Raw genomic sequence first — 21860 nt, forward strand, 5'->3', positions numbered from 1 at the left:
GAGTGCATTTTGAAAGTCCAAAATTCACTAATTAGCAACTAAAAAACAAGATTTTTAGTAACTTTTCATTTTTTATGCAATTCTGCCTCAATATGCAGGTAGGCTTTGCCCATATAAGTAACAACATCGCTTGCCGTAAAAGCCTGCATTCCCGTGTGCTCAACTGCCACATCGGCCGTAAGCCCGTGCAGGTGTACGCCAAAGATGGCCGCATCAACCGCGTTATAGCCCTGCGCCAGCAACCCTGTTATAATGCCGGTAAGCGTATCGCCCGTGCCGCCCGTAGCCAATGCCGCATTGCCGCTGGTGTTAATGTGTACAGTACCGCCGTGCACCACCATGGTATGGGCATCTTTTGCCACCAGTATCAGGTTGTGCGCTGAGGCGAATGCTTTCATCTTTTCGAGCCTGTCAAAATCGTTATTCCAACTGCCCATAAGGCGTTCCAGCTCTTTGGGGTGCGGGGTCATGATGGTATTTTCGGGCAAAAGCGGTAACCATTCTTTATTATAGGAGAGTATGTTAAGTGCATCGGCATCTACCACCAGCGGTGTGTTGTTCAGCTTCAGGAAATCGTGCAGCGCCTGTTGGGTTTCTTCGTGCTGGCCTATGCCCGGGCCTATACCAATGGCTTTAGGCTGCATATCGAACCCAATTTTGGTAATATGCTCCTGCCCTTCCGTAAGCGCCATAGCCTCCGGGAAAGCCGTTTGCATAATATCATACCCGCATTTAGGTATGTAGGCCGTTACCAGCCCACAGCCGGACTTCAATGCGGCTTTGGCAGCCAATACCACCGCGCCCATTTTACCGTAGCTGCCGCCAATAATAAGGGCATGCCCCTGCGTACCCTTGTGCGCAAAACGGCTTACGGGGCGGTAGCGGTGCAATATGGAGGGACAGTCTGACAGGTAATATGATGTAGGCGTATTGGCAATATAGTCTTTATCCAAGCCAATATCCAGTATGGCAATTTTGTTGATAAAACGGCTGTTGCCCGGCAGGTAAAATGCCAATTTGGGGAACTGGAACGTGAGCACCACATGGCTCTCTACAGCAACGGCTGTAGTCTTATCCATAAACATACCACTCGGAACATCTATTGAAAGTACCTTGCCGTCGCAGGCGTTTATGCGCTCAATAACCTTTACCACTTCGGGGTGCAGGTCGCGGCTCAGGCCGGTACCAAAAAGCGCATCGATATATACCAGCTTGTCTTTTTCATACGTATAGTTGGCATTCAGGTTGCACTCCATATCAGCCTCTTTTACTTTTTGCAGGGCAGCTTCAAAGTCGGGCGTTGGTGTACCGGCTTGCGCTACAATATCTACCCACACCGGATAGTTGGCTTCGTGTAGCAGGCGGGCCACTACAAGGCCATCGCCGCCGTTATTGCCCTGCCCGCAAAACACATGGAAGGTAGTCTCCTTATCGGGCCTGTGCTTTTTTATCCACAAAAACACCTCGTTTGCAGCGCGTTCCATAAGCTGGAACGACGTAAGCCCCTGGTTTAAAATTGTGACTTTATCAGCCTCACGTATGTTTATTGTGTCGAAAATCTTCATTTTACAGTATAAAAGTTGTGTTTGTAAAAATTCCGCAAAAAGCCACTGCTACGGCTGCCCGCTATGTAAATTTATTATATTTGTAAGTATATGATGGCAATCAGCAACAAATATTTAACTTCCTGCACCGCAACCTGCGGCGCTGCTGCCATTATTATTACAGGTACAACCACCACCCCATTCGGGGTATAATCATTTACATATAATCCACGCGCCTGCGGTTATTTTAAAAATAACCCGCAACTGCTTTACTTAACCGAAAAATAATATTGTAAGCCACGAATTTCACAAATCTACACTAATGAATTTGTGATAATTAGTGTAATTAGTGGCTAAATAAACCGCCCCGAAGCACCAGTATTGATTCATGTAATTCGTGGCCAAACAAAATTGCATATGAACGTTATAAAATTTGGCGGAACCTCTGTAGCCAATGCCCAAAACATATCGCGCTGTCTTGATATCATTAAGGAAAAGAAAGAAAAAGAACCCGTAATTGTAGTGGTTTCAGCCCTTGGCGGGGTTACTGATTTGCTTCTTTCAGCCGCCGTTAGCGCCAGCCAAAAAAACGAAGACTATAAAGCCGTACTGCAACAGGTAGAAACCCGCCACATAGATACGATTAAAGGCCTGGTGCCGGTTACGGGCCAAAGCAGCGTGCTGAGCCATGCCAAGCGCGAACTCAACCGCCTGGAAACACTGTTGGATGGCTGTTACCTGCTGGGCGAACTATCTGAACGTACCAAAGACCTTATACTGTCGTTTGGCGAAGTACTGTCGTCTTACATCATAAGCGAAGTGCTAAAAGCCCAGGGCGAAGATGCCGCTTTGGCCGACAGCCGTGAGCTGATCAAGACCAACAGCCGTTTTGGCAAGGCGGTGGTTAATTTTGAGGTAACAAATACCCTCATCTTTAACTATTTTGAAGCCGATAACCATTCCATAAATGTAATGCCCGGGTTTATAGCGCAGTCGGCAGACGGTTATACCACTACCCTGGGCCGTGGTGGTAGCGACTATACCGCTGCCATTGTAGCTGCCGCACTGGAAGTGCCATCCCTTGAAATATGGACCGACGTAAACGGTATCTATACCGCCAACCCCAAACTGGTAAAACAGGCCGAACCCATACCCTACATCACCTTTGAAGAGGCTATGGAACTGTCGCATTTTGGCGCCAAGGTGCTCTACGCGCCTACCATTCAGCCTATTCTCAACAAAGACATTACCCTGCACATAAAAAACACCTTTGAGCCCACAGCCCACGGCAGTACCGTGAGCAAAGTGCCGGAAGTGAAGAGCAGCAACCCCATACGCGGCATAAGCAATGTAGACGATATTACCCTCATAACCCTTGAAGGCCCCGGTATGGTTGGCGTGGCGGGCTTTTCTAAGCGCCTGTTTGAGGTTATAAGTAAAGAGAACATCAACGTTATTTTTATTACCCAAGCCTCAAGCGAACATTCTATATGCCTTGGTATTTTAGAAGCCGAAGCCCACAAGGCAAAAGCCGCTATTGACACCGAATTCAACTTTGAGATACAGCAGCAAAAAATATACCCCGCCATTGCCGAATACGGCCTGAGCATTATTGCCGTGGTGGGCGAAAACATGAAAAACCACCAGGGGCTCAGCGGGCGTATGTTCAGCTCGCTGGGGCGAAACAACATCAACATACGCGCTATAGCACAGGGTGCCAGCGAACGGAACATCTCTGCCGTTATCGACAAGAAAGATGCTAAAAAAGCCCTCAACACCCTGCACGAAACCTTTTTTGAGGAAGCCGTGGTACAGCTCAACCTGTTTGTTATGGGCGTGGGCAACGTGGGCGACAGGTTCATAAGCCAGATACACAACCAGTCGCAATTCCTGCGCGATAACCTGCATCTCAATGTACGCATTGCCGGCCTTGCCAACTCCCGCCAGATGTTTTTTGACGAAGAAGGCATTGAGCTTGAAAATTATAAACAACAATTATCTAATGGTGTAGCTACTGATGCCCACAGCTTCATAAGCAAAATAAAGGCGCTCAACCTGCGCAACAGCATTTTTGTAGACAACACCGCCAGCCATGACGTAGCCGCCACCTATGCCGACTTTCTCCGCAACAGCATTGCTGTGGTTACCTGCAACAAGGTAGCTGCTTCGGGTGAATATGAAAACTACAAGCTGCTCAAAAACCTGAGCCGCCGATACAATGCACCGTTTTTGTTTGAAACCAACGTAGGTGCCGGGCTGCCTATTATTGACACGCTTAAAAACCTGGTGGCGAGTGGCGACAGGGTGCACAAAATACAGGCGGTACTTTCGGGCAGCCTGAATTTTATCTTTAATAATTTTAATGAAAGTAATGCTTTTGCTGACGTGGTAAAACAGGCTATGGCAGAGGGATATACAGAACCCGACCCAAAAATTGATTTAAGTGGTATAGATGTAAAACGCAAGCTGGTAATACTCATCCGCGAAAGCGGTTACGACTTTGAAATTGATGATATTGCCACCGTATCCTTCCTGTCGGATGCCTGTATGGCTACCACTAACAACGATGATTTTGTACAGTCGCTTAAAGACAACGCCGCGCATTTTAATGCGCTTTATGCCAAAGCATCGGCACAGGGCGACAGGCTTAAGTTTGTGGCGTCGTTTGAAAACGGGAAGGCAAATGTAGGGCTGCAGTTCATTCCGCAATCGCACCCGTTTTACAACCTTGAGGGTAAAGACAACATTGTGCTGTTTTATACCGACCGCTATAAAGACCAGCCACTGATTATTAAAGGCGCAGGAGCCGGAGCAGATGTAACGGCATCGGGTATTTTTGCAGATGTAATCAGGATTGGAAACCGATAAACGCCTCTCCCCCAACCCCTCTCCAAAGGAGAGGGGAGCCGTGAACGGGTATACAGCCTGACAGAACTAATTAGCAATCAAAACACCTCGTGTAGCTCCTCCCTCTCCTTTGGAGAGGGCTGGGGTGAGGCCAAAACTAATATGAACCAAATAAAACTATTCTCGCCTGCTACCATAGCCAACGTTTCGTGTGGTTTTGACGTGCTGGGCCTGTGCCTGGAGAGTGTGGGCGATGAAATGACCATAACCAAAACCGCACAGCCGGGCATCCGCATTACAGAGATTGTGGGTACTGACTTGCCCCTCGAAGCCGAAAAGAACGTGGCAGGCGTAGCGGCTTTGGCCCTGCTGGCACACCTACAGCCTGATTGCGGTTTTGAGATTCGCATTGTTAAAAACATCAAGGCGGGCAGCGGCATAGGCAGCAGTGCAGCCAGTGCGGCAGGTGCGGTATTTGGCATTAACCAGCTTCTGGGAGCGCCATTAACTAATAAAGAGTTGGTGCACTTTGCCATACAGGGCGAAAAACTGGCCAGCGGCAGCGCCCATGCCGATAACGTAGCCCCTGCCCTTTTGGGCGGCTTTACCCTGGTGCGGAGTTACGAACCGCTGGATATCATTACCATACCCTCACCCAACGAACTGTATGTAACGGTTATCCACCCGCATATTGAGTTGAAGACCAAGGATGCGCGGTCGGTACTAAAGGAAAACATCCCGCTTAAAAAAGCCACCATACAATGCGGCAACCTGGGCGGGCTCATCAGCGGGCTGTACACCGGCGATTACGGTTTAATAGGCCGCAGCCTGCACGACGAGCTGGTAGAGCCCATACGCAGCATACTGATACCTCAGTTTGACGAACTCAAAGCGGCCGCGAAAACAGCCGGGGCGCTTGGCGGGGGCATATCGGGCTCGGGGCCATCGGTCTTCGCGCTAAGTAAGGGCAAAGAAACCGCCGCTAAAGCCGCCGATGCCATGAGCGCCATAATGCTCCAGACCAGCGTGCCGTTTGACGTGCATGTATCACCCATTAACCCAACAGGAATTAAGATATTATGAAATACTACAGCCTTAACAACCACCATATAAAAACCACGTTTAAAGAAGCCGCCATAACCGGCATAGCGCCCGATAAGGGCCTGTACTTCCCGGAAAGCATTCCGCAGCTTGACGCCGATTTTATCAATAACCTGGATAGTTTTAGTAACGAAGAAATAGCCTACCGTGCCATTGCGCCGTTTGTGGGCGATGAGATTCCTGAAAGCGTAATCCGCGGCATTGTGGCCGAAACCCTGTCGTTTCCTTTCCCTGTTGTAAAGGCGGATGATGATGTGTATTCCCTTGAGTTGTTTCATGGGCCTACCATGGCGTTTAAAGACGTGGGCGCACGGTTTATGTCGCGCTGCCTGAATTATTTCACGCAGGGCGAAGACAAGAAAATCACCATTCTGGTCGCCACAAGCGGCGATACCGGCGGGGCGGTTGCCAGTGGCTTTTTGGGTGTTGAAGGCATAGATGTGGTCATACTCTACCCGAGTGGAAAGGTAAGCGACGTTCAGGAAAAACAGCTCACTACTCTGGGTCAAAACATTCGCGCGCTGGAAGTAAAGGGCACGTTTGACGATTGCCAGGACATGGTAAAGCAGGCCTTTCTTGACGAGGGGCTTAAGGGCGTGAACCTTACTTCAGCCAACTCAATAAACATTGCGCGTTGGCTGCCGCAGATGTTTTACTACTTCTTTGCTTATAAAGAGCTGGGCAAACACGGCAAGCCCGTAGTGGTAAGCGTGCCCAGCGGTAACTTTGGTAACATTTGTGCAGGTATGATGGCTAAGAAAATTGGCCTGCCTATAGCACACTTTGTGGCATCTACCAATGCTAACGACACTGTTCCCCGCTATATGGGTTCGCAAACCTATGAGCCCCACAAAACCATCGAAACCCTGAGCAACGCTATGGACGTGAGCAACCCGAGCAACTTTGTGCGCATACTTGAGCTGTTTGGCAATGAGTTTGGCGCTTTAGATAACGAACTTACCTCCTACCCGTTTACCGATGCCCAAACCATTGAAACCCTTAAAAAGCTGTACACCGAAAACAACTACATGGCCGACCCGCACGGGGCTGTGGGTTACCTGGGCCTGAAACAATTTATGGAGGCAAATCCCGGCTACACGGGCGTGTTCCTTGAAACGGCGCACCCGGTTAAGTTTGCGGATAGTATTACCGATAATTTAGGTATTGAGATTGAAATTCCGGAACAAATACAGGCGGTGCTGTATGGCGAGAAAAAAGCGGATACCATTAGCAGTTATGAAGAACTGAAAGCGTTTTTGTTTGGGTAGTATTTTGCCACGAATTTCACGAATGTACATTAATAATTTGTGAGAATTCGTGAAATTCGTGGCAACCCTAAAATAGTACTAATTTTTTATTATTTTTAACCCCAACAACCAATAAACCAATAGTATGGAAAACACTCCTCAAACACCCAATGTGCAGTCTGCCCCTCTTGAACCTCAGGTAATGGCGACCCTAATGAATTATGACCAGTGTTATAATTTTGCTGCCAACCTTATGATTAACCAGGATAAAAACCGCTATGAGGTAACAACAGCCCTGATGAATCTTGGCATGCCCGAAAGCGAGGCCGCTATTATGGCAGAATCTGTAGAAACTGAAGTTGCCAATGCTTATAAGGCAAAAGCCAATAAAGACATGCTTTGGGGCGCCGTGTGGTGTGTGGGTGGCATTATTGTTACCGCAGCTACCTATAGTGCAGCCAGCGGCGGTGGCAAATATGTTGTAGCCTGGGGTGCCATACTTTTTGGCGGTACACGGTTTGTAAGGGGATTAATGGCGAGTATGAAGGCAAACAGTTAGAAATTATGGAATGTTTACTTATAGGCGGCGCACAGTCGGTAGGAAAAAGTGAGACAATTTATCGTTTAGCCCAAAGATTAATAAGGGCCGGATTCGGAATAATTGCAGGAACATTACCAATACCATTTTCAGACTTCAGGGTTGTATTGGAAGGATCAAATAAATATGGAAAAAAAATAAAAATTATAATTAATTCCCCAACTGACACGGATATTATAATAAATGATTTTAAAGTGTTTTTTGACTCTAATGGAGGTAGTTATGACATACTTATTTCATCAGTTAGAGATGATGATTTTTGGCCAAGGCCTCAATTCTTTAGTATAATGAATATTTCTACGCCAAAAGATTTTATACTTGAGATTCCATTAGGAAAAATTACAAGGAGAGGTCTAAATTTCCCTGTAGCTTTAGCATGGTACCAGCAACAAAATGATTTTCTGATTGATCATACATTAAGCAACACACCTTTTGATATATAAAACTAATTCACAAAATACCCACTCCTTGTTTACATTTTTTTCAATAATTTAGCGCCTGAAAACTAAATTTCAGCCAAAAATGAAAAATACTGCGCTTACGCACATACACGAAGGCCTTGGTGCCAAGATGGTTCCTTTTGCCGGGTATAATATGCCGGTTCAATATGAAGGCGTTAACATAGAGCACGAAACCGTTCGCAATGGCGTGGGTGTGTTTGATGTTTCGCACATGGGTGAGTTCTTTATTACAGGCCCCAATGCACTGGCGCTTATACAAAAGGTAACCAGTAACGATGCTGCTACCCTGACTAATGGCCGTGCGCAGTACAGCTGCCTGCCTAACGAAATGGGCGGTATTGTAGACGACCTTATTGTATACAAAGTAAACGACGAAAAATACCTGCTGGTTGTAAACGCCAGCAACATAGAAAAAGACTGGGCATGGATATCGCAGTTTAATACTGTGGGTGCCGAAATGCACAATGCTTCAGAAGAATACTCACTGCTTGCCATACAGGGCCCTATGGCTATGGAGGCCATGCAGGCCATTACCCCGGTAGACCTTGCCGCTATTAAATACTACCATTTTGAAATTGGCGAATTTGCCGGTGTTAAGGATGTTATTATTTCAGCTACGGGCTATACCGGCAGCGGTGGTTTTGAAATTTACGTTAAAAATGCCGATGTGGAGCAGGTTTGGAACAGGGTGTTTGAAGCCGGTGCCGCTTATGGCATTAAGCCTATTGGCCTTGCCGCCCGCGATACCCTGCGCCTTGAAATGGGCTTCTGCCTTTATGGTAATGATATAGACGACTCAACTTCGCCGCTTGAAGCCGGTTTGGGCTGGATTACCAAATTCACAAAAGACTTTACCAATTCTGAAGCACTTAAGCAACAGAAAGAAGCCGGTGTAACCCGCAAACTGGTAGGCTTTGAGCTTACCGAAAGGGGTATTCCACGCCACGGATATGAAATTGTAGATGCTGAAGGAAATATTATTGGTATAGTAACTTCGGGTACTATGGCGCCATCGCTAAACAAAGGCATTGGCCTGGGCTATGTTCCTGCCGCCCTTGCAGGCGAAGGCAGTGATATATTTATCCGCATCCGTAAAAACGACGTAGCCGCACAGGTGGTAAAGCTGCCGTTTTATAAGAAGTAAGCAAAGCTTTCAGCGATTAGCAGTTAGCTTTCAGCAAGAATATTTGCCACGAATTACATTAATTATCACAAATTTTAAATCAGGATTTGTGCAATTAGTGTAATTCGTGGCTTTTTTATAACATACCATTAATTTTCACGAGGCATTAACTTGATAATTCGCGGCAATAGCTGTAATTTGTGTCAAAAATTACGCATTGCTATATGAAAAAGCTCCTTGCCTTTATCCTGTTATGTTCACTTACCCTCCAGGCGCAGGATGCCACAAAGGCCTGTACCACTTTTAGCCGCATTAACCAGGTTATGCAGGAGCGCCACTACCAGCCCAAAGCGGTAGACGACAGCCTTTCGGTTTACATTTATAATGCCGTTATGGACCAGCTTGACGAAAACCACGTGCTGTTCCTGCAGGAAGAGGCCGAGGTACTTGCCAAACACAAATACAGCATTGACAATTACATACTTAATAACGACTGCTCGTTTTTTAACGACTTTGTAGTTACCTACAAAAAGGCGCTTGAACGCAATAAAATCCTGGTTGAAGAAATAGCCGCTGCCCCTATGCCCTATGCCGGTAAAGACAGCCTGTACTACTCCAAAAAAGCATTTCCTTACATTAAAGACGCAGAGCGCATAAAGGGGTTCCTACGCAAACGCATTACTTATGATGTGCTGGAAGACATAGCACGTATGGGTACTAATAAAGACTCGCTTCAAAAGCTGGTTGATAAACTCTTCCCCACATCAAAAAACAAGGTGATAGACAGCTACCTGTGCCGTGTTAATACACTGCTTACCCCATCTGAAGGGTTTGAAAATGCCATGTATAACCGCTTCTATTCGGCGTTTTGTTCGTATTTCGACCCACATTCCACCTATTTCAACTATAACGAAAAGGCATCGTTTGTAAGCACTATCTCTACCAGCAACCTGTCGCTTGGCCTGTATGTAAGCCAAAACGACAGCGAAGAAGTGGTAGTAGATGAGGTTGTGCCCGGCGGCCCGGCTTATGACACCCAAAAAGTAGCCAAGGGCGATAAGATTATAAAGCTCGAATCGGGCGGAACGGAATATACGGTATCATGCGCCTCGATGGAAACCATTGGCAACATAATATACAGCGATACCTATAAAACGGTTAGCCTTACCCTGCGCAAAAACGACGGCACACAGTATGACGTTACCCTTGAGAAAAAAGTAATGAAGGCTGACGACCACAGTGTGTACAGCTATGTTTTGGGCGAAGGAAAAGAAAAAACCGGCTACATAAAAATACCCAGCTTTTACACCGCTTTTGATAATGGCGAAGAAGGTGACGGTTGTGCCGATGACGTGGCAAAAGAGCTGGCAAAGCTTAGAAAAGCAGGAATATCGGGGCTTATTGTAGACCTGCAATACAACGGCGGCGGCAGTATGGATGAGGTTATCCGCATGGCGGGTATGTTTATTAACTTCGGGCCCATATCTGTAATGACAGACCGTACCAAAACCTACAACACCGTGCGCGACTATAACCGTGGTATGCTGTATGACGGCCCCATGGTGGTACTGGTAAACGGCTACACCGCCAGCGCCAGCGAGTTTTTTGCCGGCGTAATGCAGGATTATAACCGCGCCGTGATTGTGGGCAGCCCTACTGTGGGCAAGGCCACCATGCAAACCATACTTCCGCTTAATGAGGAGCAGACTGATTTTGTAAAAGTTACCATAGATAAGTTTTACCGCGTTACCGGTAAAAGCAGCCAGTACAGCGGCATTATTCCTGATATTGAGCTGCCGTTTGCCCTAAACAGCCTTTTAATGCGCGAAAAAGATATGCCCATGGCCATTAAAAACGACAGCATAGATATTAAGCTGCGTTATGCCAAACTGCCCGATGAAGCCCTTAAGCAGGCCGTAACCCTGAGCGAAAACCGCCTTGGCAGCAACCCCGTTTTAACCGGCATTGCCGATGTAAACAAACGTGTAGACGAGCTTTACAAACGCGAACGCAAGCCCGTAGCCATTAACTTTCAAACCGTGTATGATAATGCCCACACCATGGACAAGCTTTGGAAAGAAATAACCGATAAGCTTCAGGCCGAAAACAGCTTTAATGTAAACAACACTATTGGCACGCAGGATACTCAAAACCAAGATGCTTTTTACAAAAGCATGAACGATGCCAAGATAAAAACCATACGCCAGGACCCGTATATTTTTGAGAGCCTTAAAGTGCTTAACGATATCAATAATTATAAATCAAACTAAAGGCCGCCATGTTTTGCAAAAACAACGAATAGTTATATTTTTGTTGCCGCAAACATAAAAACAATTATGGGAAGAGCGTTTGAATTCAGGAAAGCCAGAAAAATGAAGCGTTGGTCGGCTATGGCCAAAACCTTTACGCGCATAGGCAAAGATATAGTAATGGCCGTTAAAGAGGGTGGCCCTAATGCTGAGACCAACTCAAGGCTAAGGGCGGTTATACAAAACGCCAAGGCAGCCAACATGCCTAAAGATAACGTAGAGCGTGCCATTAAAAAAGCATCAGACAAAGACACGGCCAACTTTAAGGAGGTTTTGTTTGAAGGCTATGCACCACACGGTATTGCCATTCTTATCGAAACAGCTACAGACAACAACAACCGTACGGTGGCTAACATACGCAGTTATTTTAATAAGTGCAACGGTGCACTGGGCACACAGGGCTCGGTAGAGTTTATGTTTGACCACACCTGTAACTTCCGTATACCGGCTGAGGGCCAGGATGTAGAAGAACTGGAGCTGGAAATGATAGACTTTGGCGTTGAGGAAATTTTTGCCGATGAAGACGGTATATTAATGTATGCCCCTTTTGAAAGCTTTGGCGCCATACAAAAAGAACTTGAAGCCCGAGGCATAGAAATCCTGTCGTCTGGTTTTGAAAGGATTCCACAGGTTACTAAAGAACTTACTGCTGAGCAGGTAGCCGATGTTGAAAAACTTCTTGAAAAAATTGAGGAAGACGACGACGTAATGAACGTGTACCACACTATGCAGGAGAGCGAAGAGTAATCCATTTCAGATTTTAGATTTCAGATTGAACTTCACTCAGGAATAAATTAGAATGAACTTCACTCATGCTTAAAAATATCAAGGCCATCCGAAAGGATGGTCTTTTTTTATTTGCTTCATAAAAAATTAAAAATCAATAATTTAATACCTTAAATAGAAGTTTGGGTGAAGTTCAATCTGAAATCTGAAATCAAAAATCTTAAATTCTTCCCCGGCAACTGTAACATTCCCTAACTTCCCCCGTCATTATATCAAACCAAATAACCAATTGGCAAACGCAACACAGGATATCGATACACTAATTGCACTCTGCAAACAGGGCAGCCGCAACGCGCAGTTTGAGGTTTATAACCGCTATTATAAGCCGCTGTTTAACACAGCACTGCGTATTGTTAAAGACAGCCACTGGGCAGAAGATGTAATGCAGGAAGCATTCCTAAAAGCGTTTACCAAGCTGGATATGTTTAAGGGTGAGGTAACCTTTGGGGCCTGGCTCAAAAAAATTGTGTTAAACCACAGCATAGACCAGTACAAAAAACAAAACCGCAACGACATGGATGCGATTGATACTGTACTGTACAAAACAGAAGACGATAATTACAAGCAGGAAGCGGTTATAGACTTTCAGCAGGTTAAGGCACAACAGGCGCTGGCGGCCATACAAAGCCTCCGCGAAAGCTACCGGGTAGTGCTTACCCTGCTGTACATAGAAGGCTATGACCAGGAAGAAATATCTGAAATTTTAGGCATTACCGCAGGTAACTGCCGCACCACCATAAGCCGGGCCAAAGATGCCCTGCTTAAAAAACTGAGTGAAGCATGAAGAACGAGAACAATTTAGATGAGCTTTTTAACGGGCTAAACGGTCAGTGGGATACTGCAGAACCCCACGACGGCCACGAAGACCGCTTTTTAAACCGCCTGGAGCGCAAAAAGAAAAAACGTTTCCCATTAAGGATTGCAATGTCTGTAGCGGCAGCTGTTGTACTTATTGCGGGTACTATCTTCTTTATGCTGCCGGCGCAGCCCAAAGAAGATATGGCGTTAAATAAAATGTCGCCTAAGGCTAAAGAGGCCCAGATGTATTTTGCATCTATTATAGAAAAAGAACTGGCCAGGGTAGAAAAGGAAGACAGCCCAGAAACCAAGAAGCTGGTGCAGGATGCCCTGCAACGCATGAACCAGCTGGAAGCCGATTATGACAAGCTTTTAAAAGAGCTGCAAATGAAAGGCGAAAGCAAGCAGCTGCTGCATGCCATGATTACCAATTTGCAAACGCGCATCTCGTTTTTAGAACAGGTGCTGAACAGGATTGAAAACATCAAAAAAATAAAGGAAAACTACAATGAGAACAATACTTAAAATCACCCTGCTGTTACTACTTGCCCCTATGGTGGCGCTGGCTGATGGCAAACATAAAGGCAAGTATACCAAAGAGAAAAAAATAAGCAAAAGCTTTAACGTAAGCGCCACAGCCGCGCTGGATGTTGCCAATAAATACGGCGCAGTGTATGTAACCACCTGGGACCAAAACCAAACCGCTATAGACGTTGTTATAAAGGTAAGCGGCGATAAACAGGACCAGATAGACAAAAGGCTTAACAGCATTGATGTTAATTTTGAAGCCACCACCGCCAAAGTAGCCGCAAAAACCCAGATAGGCAACTTTTCGGGCAAGGTGAGTATGGAGATTAACTATACCATTAAAATTCCGCGTAAGGGCACTACTGATATTACCAACCAGTATGGCAACGTTATACTGGGCAAGATGGACGGCAGGGCTGTGTTAAAAGTGCAGTATGGCAACCTGAACATAGACCGCCTCAACGGAAGCAAAAATGAAATTAACCTGCAATATAGCGATGCCGTAAGCATAGACTATATAGGCCTTACCAAAATAAACGCACAATACAGCAACCTTAAAATACAAACTGTAGGCGATGAACTTATTTTAAGCGGCGAATACAGCGAGGTTAAGCTGGGCAGTGTAAAAAGGCTTGACCTTAAAACATCTTACGGCGATATTAAGATAGATAGTGCACAGGAAATTATCGGCAGGGCCACTTACAGCGATGTAAAAATAGGCACCCTTACCGAGATGCTAAACTACAGCACCAGCTACGGCGATATTAAAGTGGACCGTATAACCAAAGAGGCTAAACAGGTAACCATATCCGGTGGGTATAGCGATATTAATGTTAGGTATGATGCCGCCTGGGCGTTTGATTTTAGCGCTAAAGTTACCTATGGCGATGTTAACGGCACACAAAACTTTACCATACAGGAAAAGAAACAGGCCAGCACCAGCAGCTACTTTAAGGGCTACCACCGCAGCAGTGGGTCGGCAAAGCTAACAGTAGATTCTGCCTATGGCGATATTAGCCTTACAAGGCTGTAAGGGGCTTAATCAACCCTGTGCAACCTTTTGCCTGATTTAAACGTCTGTAATACAAACCAAACACCTGGCTATGGCATAACACTACCCAATCATCAATCATCATTTAATCATCAAATCAAAAAACGGACATTATGAAAAAAGCAGCACTTTTGTTAGCGGCATGGGTATGCATTGCCCTGCCCGCAACGGCCCGCACATTGGGCAACCCCACCAAAACCAAAATCGAAAGGCAGGTGGGCACTTATGAAAACCTTAAGGTAAACGGCCCTTTTAAAGTTATCCTTACCACAGGGACACCCGGCACATTAAGCCTTAGCGGTGAAAACGAAATGCTGGCGCTAATTACCACTACCGTAACAGACGGCACCCTTGTTATTGAACTTGCAGAAGGCAAAACCCTGCCCCAAACCCAGAAAGTAGAAATAAAAGTACCTTTTACTACCCTTAACCGCATAGACCTTGTGGGCACGGGGCATATAGAGGCCGATAAAGCCATTAAAAATGACGTAAGGGTATCTATAGACGGTTGCGGCAGTATAAAGCTTAAAACAAGCACTGAAAACGTTGAGGCCTGCCTGCTGGGCCAGGGCGAAATAAAAGTAACCGGCAATGCCACAAACTTTACCGCAAAAATTATTGGCTGTGGCCACATTATGGCTTATGACCTTACGGCACAGGATGTAAAAGCGTGTGTATCAGGTTCGGGCACAATAGAAGCCAATTGCAGGCATGCGCTTACCGGGCGTATAAACGGCAGCGGAAATATTGTTTTTAGCGGTACCCCTAAAATTAAAGACCTTATGCGCAGCGGACAGGGTGAATTTACCATGCTGTAGCCCAAAATTTCATACACGTTGTTTAAAAAAAGGCCATCTTGTGCAAGCAGGGTGGCTTTTTAATTGAAAAATACCCATTATTAGGTATTTTATAATTTTAATAATGGGCATACATTTGTAATGTCTTTGGGGGCAAAGTAGTAGTCAAGCATGTAGCGTTCATGCAAATAGCCCCGGCGTTCTGCCGGGGCTATTTTTTTACCTATCCCCTACATAAAACAACAAACAAAAAAACTCCGGGTTGTGTGTCCCGGAGTTTTATATTTTAATAAAGTACGATTACTTTATAAATTCTATTTTCTGCGCTTCTTCAAGGTTAACGCTGTCAAAAAATCCCTGCTCGTTCATCCAGTCATCGCTAAATACTTTGCTCATGTAGCGCGAACCGTGGTCAGGGAAAATAAGTACCACATTGCTGTTTTCGTCAAACTCACCTGCCTCATCATACTGGCGTGCAGCCTGTAGTGTTGCACCGCTGGTGTAGCCTACAAAAAGGCCTTCGGTCTTGGCTATGTGGCGTGCAGCGTGGGCGCTGTCTTCGTCGTTTACTTTTATAAACTTGTCTATAACATCAAAGTCGGTAGCCGTAGGGATAAGGTTTTTACCAAGGCCTTCTATGCGGTATGGATAAATTTCCTCGCTGTCGAACTCACGGGTTTCGTGGTATTTTTTAAGTACAGAGCCATAAGCATCAACACCTAAAATCTTGATGTTAGGGTTCTTTTCTTTAAGGAAACGCGCTGTACCGCTAATGGTTCCGCCAGTACCGCTACAGGCAATAAGGTGGGTTATTTTACCATTGGTCTGCTCCCATAATTCGGGGCCGGTGGTAGTGTAGTGTGCGTCTACGTTAAGGTCGTTAAAATACTGGTTAATGTATACAGAGCCTTTAGTTTCTTCGTGCAGCCTTTTGGCCACGCTGTAGTAAGACCTTGGGTCATCTGCCGATACGTTTGCAGGGCAAACATATACCTTGGCACCCATGGCGCGCAGCATATCAATCTTGTCTTTAGAAGATTTAGAGCTTACGGCAAGTACACAGTCATAACCTTTAATTATGCTAACCATAGCCACGCTAAAGCCTGTATTTCCGCTGGTGGTTTCAATAATGGTATCTCCCGGTTTTAGGATGCCGCGCTTTTCGGCTTCTTCAATTATATAAAGGGCAATCCTGTCTTTAGTGGAGTGTCCGGGGTTAAAAGCTTCTACTTTAGCATAAAAATTTCCTTTCAACCCTTCGGTAACCTTATTGATTTTGATCAGGGGTGTATTCCCTATCAGTTCCAATACGTTATTATAGGCTTTTATTTCTTCTTTCATAAAAAAAATAAGTTAGCAAAGTAGCCCTGCTTATGGTTTTTAGCTACCTTAAAACCCTGCAAAGCTAACAAAAAAAATTTAATTAGTTTTTAATTCCTTCCAAATCTAGTAAAAAACTGAACTCCTTGGCATCTTCCTTAAGGGCTTCAAATCGGCCGGAAGCGCCTCCGTGGCCTGCCTCCATATTAGTATCAAGGTACAGCTGGTTATTACCTTTTTTAACAACACGCAGCAGCGCAACCCACTTGGCCGGCTCCCAGTACTGCACCTGGCTGTCGTGCAGGCCGGTAGTTACCAGCATATTAGGATATACCTGTGCGGTTACATTATCATAAGGCGAGTAGGATTTCATATAGTCATAATATTCCTTATCGTTAGGGTTGCCCCACTCGTCATACTCCCCTGTTGTAAGCGGAATACTGTCATCGAGCATGGTGGTAATAACGTCTACAAACGGCACCTGGGCAATAACGCCGTGGTACAGTTGTGGCGCCATATTAACAATTGCACCCATTAAAAGCCCCCCGGCAGAGCCTCCCTGTGCATATAAATGCTGCGGCGAGGTATAGCCCTGGGCTATTACATATTTAGAACAGTCTATAAAATCAGTAAACGTGTTTTTCTTTTGAAGCAGCTTGCCGTTGTCATACCACTCACGGCCCAGGTCTTCGCCTCCGCGGATGTGGGCAATGGCATATACAAAGCCCCTGTCTAAAAGGCTAAGGCGTATACTGCTAAAGTATGGGTCCATACTATAGCCGTAAGAACCGTAAGCATACAGCAGGAACGGGTTGCTGCCGTCTTTTTTGATTCCCTTGCGGTATACGATAGAAATAGGCACTTTGGTACCATCTTGTGCGGTGGCCCAGATGCGCTCTTCGGTATAGTTGTTTTTATCAAACTTGCCACCCAGTATTTCCTGCTCCTTAAGCACTTTCTTCTCTTTCGTCTTCATATTGAAGTCAATTACCGAAGAAGGCGTGGCCATACTCTGGTAGCTGTAGCGCAGTATATCAGTATCAAAATCAGGGTTGGTGCCCGTGCCGCAGGTGTAGGTTTCTATATCAAACGGCAGGTAGTATTCCTCGCCTTTCCAAGGGCGGATGCGTATTTTGTTAAGGCCGTTGCTGCGCTCGCTTATTACAAGGTAGTCTTTAAAGATATCAATGTCTTCCAGCAGCACATCTTTGCGGTGGCCTATAAGGTCTACCCAGTTTTCTTTTTCGGTTTTGCCCTCGGGCGTAGTCATTAGCTTAAAGTTGGTAGCCTTGTCTTTATTGGTAACAATGTACCACTTATCGCCATAATGGCTAATGCCATACTCAAGCCCGCGGGTACGTTTTTGGAATACTTTAAACTCGCCATCGGGCTTTTTAGCATCCAAAATGCGGTATTCGCTCGTTAGGGTGCTGCTTGAACCTATTACAAGATATTTTTTAGATTTCTCCTTATATATAAAGGTGCTGTAGGTATCGTCTTTCTCGTGATAGATAACGGCATCTTTGGCAGGGTCTTCGCCCAGTTTGTGCTTGTAAATTTTATCGCTGCGCAGGGTTACCTCGTCTTTACGGGTGTAAAACAGCGTTTTGTTATCGCCTGCCCAGGTAGAGCCGCCGGTAGTGTTTTCAATCTTAAATGGCAGTATCTCGCCGGTTTCAAGGTTTTTAACCTGAATGGTGTACTGCCTGCGCGACACGGTATCTACGCCAAAAGCCGCCCATTTGTTGTCTTCGCTAATGTTTAGCCCGCCCAGGTTAAAGTAGCTGTGCCCCTTGGCCATTTCGTTACAGTCGAACAAAACTTCTTCTTTGGCATCCATGCTGCCTTTGCGGCGTGTGTGTATGGGGTAGTCTTTTCCGGTTTCAAAACGGGTAATGTACCAGTAGCCATTGTAAAAATAAGGTACAGACGAGTCGTCTTCCTTAATCCTGCCCTTCATTTCCTGGAATAGTTCTTCCTGGAGCTGCTTGGTGTGGGCGGTGCTTTTCTGGTAATATTCGTTTTCTTTATTAAGGTAGTCTATAACTTCGGGGTTTTCCCTTTCGTTTAGCCAGTAGTAGTTATCTGTGCGGATGTCTCCGTGTTTTTCCAGCTGCTTTGCCTTTATGGCTGCAACCGGCGGAACTATGTTTTCAGTCATTGCTGTTTTGCTGTTTTGAGCGTGTGCGGCAAAAGTAACACAAACTGTACTTAAAAGTAAGCACTTTTTCATTCTTTTAAGGGTTGGTAAATAACACGCCAATTTAATACATTTGCAATAATATTTAACACTAAACCTAATAAAAATGTTTGGAGATTTAATGGGAATGATGGGTAAACTTCAGGAAACCCAGAAAAAGATTGAAGAAACCAAAAAAAGGCTTGATACTGTTTTAGTTGATGAACAAAGCAGCGACGGCCTGCTAAAGGTAACCCTTACGGCTAACCGCGCCATAAAAAGCCTGAGCATAGACGACAGCCTGCTGGAAGATAAAGAACAGCTGGGAGACTACCTTATATTAGTACTGAACAAGGCTATTGAAAAAGCTACAAACGTTAACGAAACCGAGCTTGCGGCTGTTGCCAAAGACGGCATGCCGAATATTCCGGGGATGTTTTAAATTTCAGAATTAAGATTTTAGATTTCAGATTTTGAGCTTCACTCTGACGGAAATTCAGAATTCAGAAATTAGAATTTAGAATGAGCTTCACTCGAATGTAGTAAGGCAGATGGAAACATCTGCTTTTTTATTACTTTAACAGCTTAAAAATATCCTCTCACAATGCTTAAAAAAATACTCCTCTCCTTACTTATAAGCAGCGCCGGTTATAGCCAGATTAAGTATGTACCGGTTATGATAAACCAATGCACAGGCAATAAGGACTACGAATATTTTCAACTCACTGACTGGAAAGGTGAAACCTATACCAATACAGATAACGATACCATAACTCTACCTGAACCGGGAGTGTATCAAATGCATCACGATTTTAAAGAGGCACCCGTTTCGATTAAATTTAATGATACGGAAATAAGGACGGACACTTTTTATACGACCAAACTAAATTTATCGATTTATATTTCTAACCCTCCATTTTCTGAATATTTTTCGTGTGGCGAAAAAGCGAACGGACTTGTAACCGATTATTACTTTAATGGTACAATACGGCAGACAGGCACATTTAAAAACGGCCAGTTAGATGGGTTCCTCAAAATGTATTCTAACTTGGGAAAGCTACAGGAAATGCATTTTAAGCACAAAAAGAAATGGTCTAAAACAGAATATTATACTAACGGAACTATTAAATCCTACACAGGAAACATTAATGGGTTTGAGCATAACGAATATTATAATGACGGAAAATTAAGCCTGCATGAAACATCTTCAGGATTTATGATTTATAACTCTACCGGAACTATAAACCAAACGCTTAGATGGAAAAAGAAAAAGCGAATTACATTTTTTAAAGAAGATAAAAGGATACTGTACCAATATACATTAAGCAGGTACAAAGGATCAGGATACAAAACCCAGGAAACCGTTTTTGAATCGTACACGGAACCCTATTTTTTTCAGAAGGGGAGTATTGATGAAATGCAGTTAATCAGCGAGATAAAGCGGGTTACTTTTTATTCAAACAATAAAGAGGTAGTGAGGATTGAGCCTGAAGATGACAGTTTTAAGGCTACTGTAACAATAACGCTTGTTAAAACCCGGCATAAAGAAAAGATTACCTCTAAAGATGAGTTGTTAGCAACACTTATTAAATACACTAAAGCATCTAATTAACTACTTCTCCCCTTTTTCTACATAAGTGCCACTACCCTTGCCTGATAACGATTTTAGGTGCAAACGGTATTCGCCATAATGGGTAGAAATACTGTCTGCCACCGCTACAGGTGTGTTGTTATGATAAACCGTATCGTTAGAAAAAGTAACAGCTTCGCGCGAAAAATCAATCCAGTCGCCCGCTGCCGGGTAGCCGCCGCCGTGCTTCCACTGGTGGGTGGTGATTATTTCTTCATTTGTTTTTGAGCAGGAAGCAAAAAGAAGCAAACCGGTAGCTATTACTATATTTTTCATGTTGATGGGTTTGAGTGAGGATTCCCCTCCTTCGGAGGGGAATGCCACGGTTGCTGTTATATAATAAAAAAAACAAACTAAATCCGTATTGTCAGCCTGAGCTTGTCGAAGGCCAATCCGCGTTTCACTATAGCTGAGTGAAGCTCATTCTAATTTCTGAATTCTAATTTCTAATTTCTTAAACCTGAAACTACAACGTAAACTTGCTCAACGTATCCACCACATACTGGTGCATAACCTCTTTATAATCAAGGTGCGTAACAATGCGTAGCTTGTTTTTGCCCAGCGAACTGATAAAAATGCCTTTCTGTTTCAGCTTTTCCATAATGGCGGCTTCGCTGTATTGCGGCTGTACAGAGAATATCAATATATTGGTTTCAACAGGCTCTATACTTTGTACCCATGGCAGGTGTTGTAGCACCTGCGCCAGCTGTTTTGCACGGCGGTGGTCTTCTTCCAGCCTGCCCACGTTGTTTTGAAGTGCATAGAGGCCCGCAGCGGCAAGATAACCGGCCTGGCGCATGCCGCCACCAAAAATCTTACGGATGCGCAGTGCACGGTTCATATCGGGCTTAGAGCCTACCAAAACCGAACCTACAGGAGCACCAAGGCCCTTGCTAAGGCACACCGAAATGGTATCGAACAGTTCGCCATAATGCTTGGGGTGCTGTTTGCGCGCCACAAGGGCGTTCCACAGGCGGGCGCCGTCAAGGTGGTATTTCAGGTTATTATCGGTACACACCTGCTTAATTTGCTTCAGGGTTTCGATATCATAAGTCGCCCCCCCACCCTTGTTGGTGGTATTCTCTATACACACCAGGGTTGTTAACGGACTGTGGTAAAAGTCGGGCGGGTTTATGGCATCCTGCACCTGCTGTGCGGTTATCATGCCACGGTGGCCGTCAATCAGCCTGCACGACACGCCGCTGTTAAACGCCGGGCCGCCGGCCTCATAATTGTATACGTGCGCCCATTTGTCGCAAATAAGTTCGTCGCCGGGCTGGGTGTGCAGCTTTATAGCTGCCTGGTTAGCCATGGTGCCGCTGGGGAAGAAAAGCGCGGCTTCCATACCGAAAAGGCCCGCTACAGCTTCCTCAAGCTCATTAACCGTCGGGTCTTGTTTATATACATCGTCGCCCACCTTTGCCCTGAACATTTGCTGTAGCATTTCGTGCGAGGGTTTTGTAACTGTGTCGCTGACTAAATTAATTTCCATATACTAAAAAATATCGCTTATTTTTGCGATACCTTAATACAAAACTACA

Annotated in this window: 19 protein-coding genes; 14 read left to right on the forward strand and 5 right to left on the reverse strand. The window is 45.2% G+C overall.

The window, feature by feature from the left end; translation table 11 throughout:
* Positions 1 to 65: 65 nt before the first annotated feature.
* Complete coding sequence (locus tag AM279_RS05385; RefSeq protein WP_054406727.1) at positions 66 to 1565, reverse strand: bifunctional ADP-dependent NAD(P)H-hydrate dehydratase/NAD(P)H-hydrate epimerase; 1500 nt, start codon at positions 1563 to 1565, stop codon at positions 66 to 68.
* Positions 1566 to 1961: 396 nt separating this feature from the next.
* On the opposite strand from AM279_RS05385, the gene thrA reads away from it, so the two are divergent.
* The 12 genes from thrA to AM279_RS05445 all read left to right on the forward strand — a co-directional run bounded on the left by thrA (position 1962) and on the right by AM279_RS05445 (position 15211).
* Positions 1962 to 4412: a bifunctional aspartate kinase/homoserine dehydrogenase I gene (gene thrA / locus AM279_RS05390; protein ID WP_054406728.1), complete on the forward strand. Its 2451-nt coding sequence runs from the start codon at positions 1962 to 1964 to the stop codon at positions 4410 to 4412.
* Positions 4413 to 4553: 141 nt separating this feature from the next.
* Entirely contained in the window at positions 4554 to 5474 is a 921-nt protein-coding gene (locus AM279_RS05395) for a homoserine kinase (RefSeq protein WP_054406729.1), read from the forward strand.
* Positions 5471 to 6760 (forward strand): threonine synthase, encoded by a 1290-nt coding sequence (gene thrC / locus AM279_RS05400; RefSeq protein ID WP_054406730.1) that lies wholly within the window; start codon positions 5471 to 5473, stop codon positions 6758 to 6760. The genes AM279_RS05395 and thrC overlap by 4 nt, the downstream gene beginning before the upstream one ends.
* 124 nt (positions 6761 to 6884) lie before the next feature.
* Entirely contained in the window at positions 6885 to 7298 is a 414-nt protein-coding gene (locus AM279_RS05405) for a hypothetical protein (protein WP_054406731.1), read from the forward strand.
* 5 nt (positions 7299 to 7303) lie between these two features.
* Positions 7304 to 7780, forward strand: coding sequence for a hypothetical protein (locus AM279_RS05410; RefSeq protein WP_054406732.1), 477 nt, complete (start codon positions 7304 to 7306; stop codon positions 7778 to 7780).
* A 79-nt stretch (positions 7781 to 7859) separates the two neighbouring features.
* The gene (gene gcvT, locus AM279_RS05415; RefSeq protein WP_054406733.1) at positions 7860 to 8942 is read left to right on the forward strand and encodes a glycine cleavage system aminomethyltransferase GcvT; all 1083 of its coding nucleotides are present in this window, start codon (positions 7860 to 7862) and stop codon (positions 8940 to 8942) included.
* A gap of 203 nt (positions 8943 to 9145) precedes the next feature.
* Positions 9146 to 11191, forward strand: coding sequence for a S41 family peptidase (locus AM279_RS05420; RefSeq protein WP_054406734.1), 2046 nt, complete (start codon positions 9146 to 9148; stop codon positions 11189 to 11191).
* Between the two features lie 66 nt (positions 11192 to 11257).
* Positions 11258 to 11977 carry a YebC/PmpR family DNA-binding transcriptional regulator gene (locus AM279_RS05425; protein WP_054406735.1) on the forward strand — a complete coding sequence of 240 codons (720 nt, stop codon included), beginning with the start codon at positions 11258 to 11260 and terminating at the stop codon, positions 11975 to 11977.
* A 268-nt stretch (positions 11978 to 12245) separates the two neighbouring features.
* Positions 12246 to 12800: an RNA polymerase sigma factor gene (locus AM279_RS05430; RefSeq protein ID WP_054406736.1), complete on the forward strand. Its 555-nt coding sequence runs from the start codon at positions 12246 to 12248 to the stop codon at positions 12798 to 12800.
* Entirely contained in the window at positions 12797 to 13339 is a 543-nt protein-coding gene (locus AM279_RS05435) for a hypothetical protein (RefSeq protein WP_054406737.1), read from the forward strand. The genes AM279_RS05430 and AM279_RS05435 overlap by 4 nt, the downstream gene beginning before the upstream one ends.
* A complete protein-coding gene (locus AM279_RS05440; RefSeq protein WP_054406738.1) occupies positions 13323 to 14375 on the forward strand; it encodes a DUF4097 family beta strand repeat-containing protein in 1053 nt (350 codons plus the stop codon). Before AM279_RS05435 ends, AM279_RS05440 begins: the two co-directional genes overlap by 17 nt.
* A gap of 131 nt (positions 14376 to 14506) precedes the next feature.
* Positions 14507 to 15211, forward strand: a complete 705-nt coding sequence (locus AM279_RS05445; RefSeq protein WP_054406739.1) for a head GIN domain-containing protein — start codon at positions 14507 to 14509, stop codon at positions 15209 to 15211.
* Positions 15212 to 15490: 279 nt separating this feature from the next.
* Here the strand turns inward: AM279_RS05445 and AM279_RS05450 are convergent, their stop codons facing one another.
* Positions 15491 to 16531: a PLP-dependent cysteine synthase family protein gene (locus AM279_RS05450; protein ID WP_054406740.1), complete on the reverse strand. Its 1041-nt coding sequence runs from the start codon at positions 16529 to 16531 to the stop codon at positions 15491 to 15493.
* Positions 16532 to 16613: 82 nt separating this feature from the next.
* Complete coding sequence (locus tag AM279_RS05455) at positions 16614 to 18743, reverse strand: S9 family peptidase (RefSeq protein WP_054406741.1); 2130 nt, start codon at positions 18741 to 18743, stop codon at positions 16614 to 16616.
* Positions 18744 to 18816: 73 nt separating this feature from the next.
* Here AM279_RS05455 and AM279_RS05460 point away from each other — a divergent pair, with 73 nt between their 5' ends.
* On the forward strand, positions 18817 to 19131 hold the full coding sequence (locus AM279_RS05460; RefSeq protein WP_054406742.1) for a YbaB/EbfC family nucleoid-associated protein: 315 nt from the start codon (positions 18817 to 18819) through the stop codon (positions 19129 to 19131).
* A 162-nt stretch (positions 19132 to 19293) separates the two neighbouring features.
* Positions 19294 to 20301 (forward strand): toxin-antitoxin system YwqK family antitoxin, encoded by a 1008-nt coding sequence (locus AM279_RS05465; protein ID WP_054406743.1) that lies wholly within the window; start codon positions 19294 to 19296, stop codon positions 20299 to 20301.
* Here the strand turns inward: AM279_RS05465 and AM279_RS05470 are convergent, their stop codons facing one another.
* Positions 20302 to 20595, reverse strand: a complete 294-nt coding sequence (locus AM279_RS05470) for a hypothetical protein (RefSeq protein WP_054406744.1) — start codon at positions 20593 to 20595, stop codon at positions 20302 to 20304.
* Positions 20596 to 20785: 190 nt separating this feature from the next.
* Positions 20786 to 21811 carry a threonine aldolase family protein gene (locus AM279_RS05475; RefSeq protein WP_054406745.1) on the reverse strand — a complete coding sequence of 342 codons (1026 nt, stop codon included), beginning with the start codon at positions 21809 to 21811 and terminating at the stop codon, positions 20786 to 20788.
* Between the last annotated feature and the right edge of the window lie 49 nt (positions 21812 to 21860).

Source organism: Flavobacterium akiainvivens (assembly GCF_001278115.1).
Classification (GTDB): domain Bacteria; phylum Bacteroidota; class Bacteroidia; order Flavobacteriales; family Flavobacteriaceae; genus Flavobacterium; species Flavobacterium akiainvivens.

Bases quoted from the DNA above. Each gene is read 5' to 3' on its own strand.
- AM279_RS05385 (WP_054406727.1), bottom strand. From the start codon at position 1,565: ATGAAGATTTTCGACACAATAAACATACGTGAGGCTGATAAAGTCACA.
- thrA (WP_054406728.1), top strand. From the start codon at position 1,962: ATGAACGTTATAAAATTTGGCGGAACCTCTGTAGCCAATGCCCAAAAC.
- AM279_RS05395 (WP_054406729.1), top strand. From the start codon at position 4,554: ATGAACCAAATAAAACTATTCTCGCCTGCTACCATAGCCAACGTTTCG.
- thrC (WP_054406730.1), top strand. From the start codon at position 5,471: ATGAAATACTACAGCCTTAACAACCACCATATAAAAACCACGTTTAAA.
- AM279_RS05405 (WP_054406731.1), top strand. From the start codon at position 6,885: ATGGAAAACACTCCTCAAACACCCAATGTGCAGTCTGCCCCTCTTGAA.
- AM279_RS05410 (WP_054406732.1), top strand. From the start codon at position 7,304: ATGGAATGTTTACTTATAGGCGGCGCACAGTCGGTAGGAAAAAGTGAG.
- gcvT (WP_054406733.1), top strand. From the start codon at position 7,860: ATGAAAAATACTGCGCTTACGCACATACACGAAGGCCTTGGTGCCAAG.
- AM279_RS05420 (WP_054406734.1), top strand. From the start codon at position 9,146: ATGAAAAAGCTCCTTGCCTTTATCCTGTTATGTTCACTTACCCTCCAG.
- AM279_RS05425 (WP_054406735.1), top strand. From the start codon at position 11,258: ATGGGAAGAGCGTTTGAATTCAGGAAAGCCAGAAAAATGAAGCGTTGG.
- AM279_RS05435 (WP_054406737.1), top strand. From the start codon at position 12,797: ATGAAGAACGAGAACAATTTAGATGAGCTTTTTAACGGGCTAAACGGT.
- AM279_RS05440 (WP_054406738.1), top strand. From the start codon at position 13,323: ATGAGAACAATACTTAAAATCACCCTGCTGTTACTACTTGCCCCTATG.
- AM279_RS05445 (WP_054406739.1), top strand. From the start codon at position 14,507: ATGAAAAAAGCAGCACTTTTGTTAGCGGCATGGGTATGCATTGCCCTG.
- AM279_RS05450 (WP_054406740.1), bottom strand. From the start codon at position 16,531: ATGAAAGAAGAAATAAAAGCCTATAATAACGTATTGGAACTGATAGGG.
- AM279_RS05455 (WP_054406741.1), bottom strand. From the start codon at position 18,743: ATGAAAAAGTGCTTACTTTTAAGTACAGTTTGTGTTACTTTTGCCGCA.
- AM279_RS05460 (WP_054406742.1), top strand. From the start codon at position 18,817: ATGTTTGGAGATTTAATGGGAATGATGGGTAAACTTCAGGAAACCCAG.
- AM279_RS05465 (WP_054406743.1), top strand. From the start codon at position 19,294: ATGCTTAAAAAAATACTCCTCTCCTTACTTATAAGCAGCGCCGGTTAT.
- AM279_RS05470 (WP_054406744.1), bottom strand. From the start codon at position 20,595: ATGAAAAATATAGTAATAGCTACCGGTTTGCTTCTTTTTGCTTCCTGC.
- AM279_RS05475 (WP_054406745.1), bottom strand. From the start codon at position 21,811: ATGGAAATTAATTTAGTCAGCGACACAGTTACAAAACCCTCGCACGAA.